The organism is Campylobacter sp. TTU-622, from assembly GCF_016598965.1.
GTDB lineage: Bacteria > Campylobacterota > Campylobacteria > Campylobacterales > Campylobacteraceae > Campylobacter_D.
This window is the reverse complement of record NZ_JAENKR010000138.1, coordinates 1-2,064: the sequence shown is the minus strand read 5'-3', so window position 1 is coordinate 2,064 and position 2,064 is coordinate 1. Positions and strand designations below refer to the sequence as shown.

3 protein-coding genes and 1 pseudogene are annotated in these 2,064 nt (G+C 23.7%); all 4 read right to left on the bottom strand.

The window, feature by feature from the left end:
• Window positions 1-61: 61 nt before the first annotated feature.
• The gene (rsmI, locus tag JG677_RS07925) at window positions 62-895 is read right to left on the bottom strand and encodes a 16S rRNA (cytidine(1402)-2'-O)-methyltransferase (protein ID WP_200169921.1); all 834 of its coding nucleotides are present in this window, start codon (window positions 893-895) and stop codon (window positions 62-64) included.
• A 3-nt stretch (window positions 896-898) separates the two neighbouring features.
• Window positions 899-1,099 carry a 50S ribosomal protein L31 gene (rpmE, locus tag JG677_RS07920; RefSeq protein WP_200169922.1) on the bottom strand — a complete coding sequence of 67 codons (201 nt, stop codon included), beginning with the start codon at window positions 1,097-1,099 and terminating at the stop codon, window positions 899-901.
• Window positions 1,100-1,161: 62 nt separating this feature from the next.
• Window positions 1,162-1,815, bottom strand: coding sequence for a 16S rRNA (uracil(1498)-N(3))-methyltransferase (locus JG677_RS07915; RefSeq protein ID WP_200169923.1), 654 nt, complete (start codon window positions 1,813-1,815; stop codon window positions 1,162-1,164).
• Window positions 1,816-2,064, bottom strand: a pseudogene (locus JG677_RS08915) (hypothetical protein); the annotation flags it as partial.

The window sequence follows — 2,064 nt, the reverse complement described above, 5'->3', positions numbered from 1 at the left end:
CATATCTTGATAATGTTCTAAAATATAAAAAAATACTTGCTTACCATAAAGTAACATTTTATTATTTTATCTCATCTTGACTTAAAAGCAGTTTTTTATAAAGTTCCTTTGAATTTTTACCATAAATTTTTGATAAAAGCTTACTCTTAACCTTTAAAGGTAAATCAAGTTCTAAAATATCTTTTTCATTTAAAAAATTTTTTTGCTCTTCTTGTTCTTTTTCTTTTAAAACTAAAACCCATTCACCTTTTAAATTAGTATTTTTTAAAATTTCAAATAAATTTTTGGCACTAGCTCTTAATTTAGTTTCAAATTTTTTACTAATTTCTTTGATGAGAAAAATCTCTCTTGTTTCTTCTAAATTAGCTATTGTTTCAATTAAAGATAAGATACGTTTTGGAGATTCATAAACTATACTTGGATAAGGATTATTTAAAAGTTTTTCTATATCTTTTTGACGCTCTTTGCCCTTATTTGATAAAAAACCCATAAAAATAAATTCTTTCTTACAAAAACCACTACTTACTAGAGCGATCAAAGCAGCATTAGCACCAGGTAAAACCTCATAAGATAAATTATTATCTAAAGCATATTTTATCAAAGAAACTCCAGGATCACTAATACCTGGCATACCAGCATCACTCATATAAGCGATATTTTTATCAAAAAAATCTAAAGTAATATTTTTAAAAAATTGAATTTCATTATGAGTATGAAGTGAAATAAATTTATTAGGTTTAATTTGAATATTAAATTTAGAATTCAAAAGAGAAATTAAAGACTTGCAAACTCTAGTATCTTCACAAACTATTACTTCGCAAGTCTTTAGAATTTCTAAAGAACGAAATGAAATATCATTTAAATTTCCTATGGGAGTAGGAATAAAATAAAGCATTTACTATTGCATTGCGTATTTTTTCTTGAATTTCTCTACACGACCTGCTGCATCAACAATTTTTTCACTTCCTGTAAAAAATGGATGACAACTTGAACAAATATCTACTCTTAATTCGCTTTTATTTGATCTTGTTGTAAAAGTATTGCCACATGCACAACTTACTTTACACTCTACATATTCTGGATGAATTTCTTTTCTCATTACAATTCCTTGAAATTTTTAAAGTTTTTATTATATAAAAATATAAATAAAACAAAGATAAATTAAAGTAAAACTTTAGAACTTATAGCAAGAGCCGCGCTATGAGCTCTTAGGATATTTGGAGTATTTAAAGAAATTTTATTTTTAAAAATTTGAATTTCTTCTTCGCTAAAACCACCCTCAGGTCCTATAAAATATATATTATTTTTAAAAAATTCTTTTTTTTCTCCAGAAAAATCAACTAAAACAACATTTTGATATTTTTCTAAAAACTCTTCAATATTATTAAAAAGTTCAATTTGCATCATATATGATCTTCCGCATTGCTCACACGATTGTATGATAATTCTCTCACAACGTTTAAAATCAATTTTAAAATTTTTTTGAGAATATTGAGTATAAACTAAAATAAGTTTATCTACACCCAATTCATTTAAAAAAGGTAAAGTTTTTTCTAAAATTTTAGGATCAATTACCGCTAATGCTAAAGTAAAATGGGTTTTCGTTGTAATTTTTTCTTCTTTTCTTATTAATTTCAAAGCATAAAATTTTTTAGTTATTTCTAAAATTTCATAAGAATATAAAAAATTATCCTTTAAATTTCTCAAATAAATAATGTCCTTTTCTTTAACACGACGTACTTTAAGATGAGAGAATTCTTCATTTTTTAAATATAAAAACTCCACACCGCTTTCTTTACAAAATAAGAACCGCATTTAGAAAAATTTTTTAAACAAAAAAGGTAAAAATAATAAAAAAATTTCTATAGGTAAGATTAAAAAACTAATCCATCTAAAAAAAATATATCTTCTATTTTCACGTGCTTTTTTAAATTGTCTAAAATGAAATATAGCTAAAACAAAAATTAAAATATTAGCTAAAATCATCAACCAATAATTTAAAGTCATTTCAAAATGATTAAGAGCTAAGAGTAACATTCCTGTAAAAAAGATTAAGATTAAAAA